Source organism: Dapis hubbardiae BLCC-M172, from assembly GCF_050016015.1.
Taxonomy (GTDB): Bacteria; Cyanobacteriota; Cyanobacteriia; order Cyanobacteriales; family Microcoleaceae; genus Trichodesmium.
In genome coordinates this window covers 1-5,751 of record NZ_JBNHEQ010000133.1, presented here as the reverse complement: position 1 = coordinate 5,751, position 5,751 = coordinate 1, and the positions used below count along the sequence as shown (strand labels likewise).

Below are 5,751 nucleotides of genomic sequence, written 5' to 3'. Positions count from 1 at the left end.
AGAGGCAATAGCTGCTTATGAGAAGGCTATAGAAATTCAACCAGATTATTACTATGCTTGGAGTAGTAAAGGAGATGCACTGATAAAATTAGAAAGATATGAAGAGGCGATTTTTGCTTATGAAAGAGCTCTAAAAATTAATCCAGAAGATTTCCTAGCCTGGTATTTCAGAGGTCTTGCGTTGATAAAACTGCGCCGTTTTAAAGAAGGTTATGCCAGTATAATGAAAAGCCAGGAAATTAATCCTGATTTTGTTGAGGAAATGTCTAGTCAAAGCATAAAAAATATTCTCACAAAAATAGGCTGGTACAAACTGAAAGAAATTTTTACTCATATTTTCAGAATAATAGGTTTAAAACCTTGATTAATCAAAATGATAATCTTAATAAAGTAGGTTGGGTTGCTCTTATAAAAAGCAAGCTACGCTTCCTTAACCCAACCTACTAAAAGTTGGGGAAACTTGCAACTTCTAAAAAAAGAACTTTGGGGCGATAAACTATTAGCAGATGCAGCAAAATTATTAGAAAATACTCAGATAAAAGCTTTACTCTCTCAGACAGATAATTCAGTAGTAGGTTTAGTTGAAACGACAGATAAAAGCCTTACTATCTTAGATATCTAATTGAGGAAAAGAAAATCAGCAATAAACCATCAATATTACCTAGTAAATAATCTAGCATAGCACTACATAAATAGGGCGCGGTATAAATTCTACAACTCATTCATAGATTACTTCTGAGTTCTAACTTCTAACTTCTAACTTCTTCAAAAGCGATCGCCACACGGAAAACTTTTATAACAGTTAATATTAACGGAAAACCTTTAAAATTCTGTACATCGCCAATCCCACAGCTCCCCTACCTAACTCCTAACTCCTGATTCCTAAACAAAATCAAAAGTGTAAATTTGCCTATACTTAATACTGAATTTAGGTAGAATGCAGTTTACCATAAACTTAATATATTTCACCCCACCTAATAAGCAAAAAATTAAATAAAACTCGCATTAAATAACATTATATTGTCATCATGTCAACTATTAGTCTTTGTGAACCAAAATATCTAGAACTCAAAAACCGTCTTACCCAAATACAAGACTTAGAAGTCGCCGCCTGCGTACTAAATTGGGACCAAACCACCTATATGCCCACTGGAGGAACTTATGCCAGAGGCCGACAAATAGCTACCCTCAAAGAATTTGCCCATGAAAAATTTACCGACCCAAGTATAGGTCAACTCCTCGAAGACCTACGCCCCTACGAAAAAAGCCTTCCCTACGACTCTAGCGAAGCTAGCCTGATCCGTGTTACTCGCCGAGACTATGAACGTGCCATCCGAGTTCCCCCAGAATTTATGGCCAAATTCTGTCAACATCAGGCTGTATCTTATGAAACCTGGGTTAAAGCCAAATCACTTAAAGACTTCTCCCTAGTACAACCCTACTTAGAAAAAACATTAGACCTGAGCCAAGAATTAGCCAGCTTTTTCCCATACAAACATATTGCCGATCCACTCATCGACTTTGTAGATGAAGGTATGACAGTCTCCATCCTCCGCCCTTTATTTAACAAACTGCGCCAAAAATTACTACCCATTGTTGAAGCTATTACCTCTTCACCACCTATAGACGATTCTTGTCTGTACCAACATTATCCAAAAAAACAACAACTAAAGTTTGGGCATACTGTTATTGAACGTATTGGCTTTGACTTTCAACGGGGGCGACAAGATGAAACACCCCATCCCTTTACCTCTAGCTTTTCTATTGGGGATGTTCGTATTACCACTCGTGTGTATGAATATAACTTTACTGAAGCCTTATTTAGTACCATCCATGAAGTAGGCCATGCCCTCTATGAACAAGGTATTGCTTTAGAATTAGAAGGTACTCCCCTTGCCGAAGGAAGTTCTAGTGGTATCCATGAAAGCCAATCTAGATTATGGGAAAATATAGTAGGTCGTAGTCGTGGATTTTGGGAATGTTTTTATCCTCAACTACAGGGTATTTTTCTCCAGCAACTTAGTTCAATTCCTGTTTCCAAATTTTATCGGGCTATTAATAAGGTAGAAAAGTCGCCCATTCGTACTGATGCTGATGAGGTGACATACAATCTTCATGTGATGATTAGATTTGATTTAGAGTTGGCTATGTTGGAAGGAAAGTTAGCTGTTCAAGACCTTCCCGAAGCCTGGAATGAACGTTATAAAACAGATTTAGGTCTTGTTCCTGCTAATGATAGTGAAGGGGTAATGCAAGATGTACATTGGTATGGTGATATGGTTGGGGGAATGTTTCAAGGCTATACTCTAGGTAATTTAATAGCTGCTCAAATTTATGAAGCTTCAGTTAAATTTGACCCTGAAATTAGTTTTGGTATTGAACGAGGTAACTTTACTCTTCTGCATAAATGGTTGAAACAGAATATTCATCAACATGGTCGTAAGTATACTGCAAATGAACTAATTAATCGAGTAACGGGTAAACCTTTAAGTATTGACCCGTTTATTCGTTATATTCAGGATAAATATAGCAATATATATGATCTTAAACTTCCAGTTATTGCTTGAATAAAAAGTTTTTTCAAAACAGGGAATTAAGCTAAGATTAAGATTTTTGCTCTAATATTTTTCCTGATTACTGATTTAATAATTCAAGATTTTGTAGAGGTAGGGAATAAGCTAAGACACATTTTAAATTTGTCTTAGCAAGTTATATCATTTTGATAAGTTTTGGCTACAAATAGCTAGAGTATTTCTGAGGAGTTAGGAGTCATTTCAGTTATCAGTTATCAGTTATCAGTTATCAGTTATCAGCTATCAGCTATCAGTTATCAGTTATCAGTTAACAGTTAACAGTTAACACCTGCTTCTGGCTAAACCCAGAGGCTTGACATAAGGAATATTCTCTTTTTTTATCCCCTTAAAAGGGGAGGCTTGAGACCTTTTTTTTTGGTCAGAATGAATAGGTTGGATACTTTTTTTGTCTTGTAATATCATGTCTGGTAGCATCAGTATTGCAAGTGAGAAGTTAAGGAAGAAGCCTTTAGTTATCTAGGAGAGAAGGAAGAATAAAGAAGGAAGAAGAAAAGGAAAAACCTTAAATTAGGTAAATATTTCCCCAACTTTCACACGACGCGACCATACCAGCGGACATGATATAACTTATCTTTTTCATCAAAGACAAATTTCCGATAAAATATTTTAATAATGTTTATTATTCCTAAAATTCTTTTTTAAAATTGGTACTAGAAGTTAGAAGAATGATAATACTTCGGAAGTAATAACGGTTGTTCTGTTAAAGCGCTGAAGGTTTGTGATACAGCGGATTCCAGGTTTATGAGGTACAGTGGCGCTAAATTTTTAAATAGTTTTTGAAGTATGGAATAAAGTTTTCATGTCATTTAATCAAATCTACTAAAATCAGTGTACCACAGTTACATGGAATAGGCTGTAAATATTCTCTAAATATAGGTAATCACAATTATTAAATCTTCCCATTATACCATTTTACGGAAGTTAAAAGTTAAATGTAACGAGTTTAGAATGGGTTTAATAAACTAAATTGTGCTTATTTCAAGTATTTCGATTAAGCCCCTCTACAATTTTTTCAACATTTGATGAGACCTACCTACTTAAGTGGTAATTATTAATTATTGAAGATCGATCTCTATTCCCTATTCCTGGTTAAACTATTCCCAATAAATGCAGTTTAATAAAGTTACTGAATAATTAAGGTTTAAAGCCTCTCACTCGCCGTGGAGAAACAATGAATTTATTTTCCTTTTATTCAATCCAATCCGTTTTAGGGAGAGGTAATTATCAATTATCAATTATCAATTATTAATTATTAATTATTAATTGTTGAACAGTTGGTATCCTATACCTAGGGGGTGATGACAAGTAAGTATTGAATTACTCATTCCGGATAATCAGATTAACTCAAGTAATTAACAATAAATAAATAAATAAATAAATACAATACAAAAAAATATACAAAAAGTTTCATATATAGTATTTCCAGGCTGAGATGTAAACTAGGATTAATGACAAGAGGGAACAGAAAACAGGGAATAGGAAACAATAGGAAATATCTTGGATATTTTTTCTGGTTATGAGAAATCATAATTCTGTTTCATATATCATTGAAAACCTATAGAAGATGATAATATTAACTATATAGCTATAGTGGGTTTTTACCCTTCACTAATTGTAGCTAAAGTCTAAATTGCAAAAGTCAGGAAAGTTATTTGATTAAGAGTCAGGGTTTTCAGTCAAAAACAGTAATCATTACAACAAAATTATTATGATGCGTGTCCCTACTATTACTACTCTATTGAGTTTAGTCGCCCTGTTTAGTTTTACCCCCAACAGAGCAATTGCCTCTAATAAAACAGAATCTTTGACAACAGAAACAGAAGGAAGCTTAATTCGCAAATTAAATTCCAATAATTCTATCTTTAGTCAACCAGATAAGGTTAAAAGTAAGTTACGACAAAAACAAAAAAATCAAACTTTTCTGAGACCTTTTATTCGAGGAAATTCTAGATTTTCCAATAAACCTACTCAGCCTGAACTATTCTCTAAACCTTTCTATTCTGGTGTTCCCCAAAAACAAAAAAATCAAAAGAATATATCGCAGGGTGCTAGAGGTGCAGAAGTATGGGCAGTACAAAGACGTTTACAAGCTAGAGGTTTCAACCCTGGTGCTGTAGATAGCGTATTTGGTGCCCGTACCACAAAAGCAGTGAAAGCTTTTCAAAAGTCCGCAGGGTTTAGTGTGACAGGTATAGTTGATGAGGCCACTTGGAAAGCTTTAGCCCAACCATCATTTGCCTCTCGTCGAACTATTCAAAAAGAACAATTATCAATCCCAAAGCAAAATCAAGTAGTTGAAGTAGAAAATGTATTAGCTAAAGGAGACAAGGGTTCTAAAGTCAAAACCCTACAAACTCGTCTGGAAAAAATGGGCTTTAATCCAGGGCCAATTGATGGAGTATTTGGAGTGAAAACTACAGGAGCAGTTAAAGAATTTCAAAAATCTCAAGGAATTAAAGCTGATGGGATAGTTAATCAAAATACCTGGGCAGCTTTCAATCAGAAGTAAGAGTCAACTTAACTAACTCATACTTTTACTGTCTGATAATTGACTACCTATCAGACTATAATTCGATCAAAATATATGTCAACTTTATAAAGAGCAATCAGCGATTTTTATATTTTTCGCTGATTGCTTTGTTGTCTCCATGAATGTTAAGTATATTGTAGCTCAAAATCTGATATACTTATAGAGTAATCTGTGCATAGGTTGTGACAAATAAAAAAGTAAATAAAAAAACTGAAACTCCCACCAGTTAAGTTTTCCAAGTTAAGTGTACCCTAGAAAGCAGTAAGATTTTTGACACGAATAAAATAGGATTGCTATATTGATATATAATTAGCTTTAACTGCAGATAATCTATCCCACTAAATTCAATATCAAGACTTTTTTCTTATTAAATACGGGCAAAATAAACTTTGAATAAAGTTAAAAATTATCCTCTATATTGACTTTAAATACAGTATTTATCGGAGTAATTAAGTAGATTTTTTTTTATTCTTTTATGTTAAGTTGTTAAGGTGTTTTATCGCACTTATAACTTTCTACATTGCAAGATATGATAATTATTATATTCTACTTTTTAAACTTCAAGTATCTTGTATAGCAATCCTCCGCATATTTGTGGCAAAAATCTTACTGCTTTTTAGGCAAGAG

The 5,751-nt window shown here is 33.8% G+C and carries 4 protein-coding genes; all 4 read left to right on the top strand.

The annotated features are described in order from the left end of the window. Positions 1-364, top strand: a 364-nt coding sequence (locus tag ACP6PK_RS11950) for a tetratricopeptide repeat protein (protein ID WP_426559785.1), incomplete at its 5' end; no start/stop codon positions are given. 96 nt (positions 365-460) lie between these two features. Next, positions 461-622, top strand: a complete 162-nt coding sequence (locus ACP6PK_RS11945; RefSeq protein ID WP_426559784.1) for a hypothetical protein — start codon at positions 461-463, stop codon at positions 620-622. 406 nt (positions 623-1,028) lie between these two features. Next, on the top strand, positions 1,029-2,567 hold the full coding sequence (locus ACP6PK_RS11940) for a carboxypeptidase M32 (protein ID WP_094673582.1): 1,539 nt from the start codon (positions 1,029-1,031) through the stop codon (positions 2,565-2,567). A 1,735-nt stretch (positions 2,568-4,302) separates the two neighbouring features. Further along, positions 4,303-5,103, top strand: a complete 801-nt coding sequence (locus tag ACP6PK_RS11935; RefSeq protein WP_426559783.1) for a peptidoglycan-binding domain-containing protein — start codon at positions 4,303-4,305, stop codon at positions 5,101-5,103. Positions 5,104-5,751 lie beyond the last annotated feature (648 nt).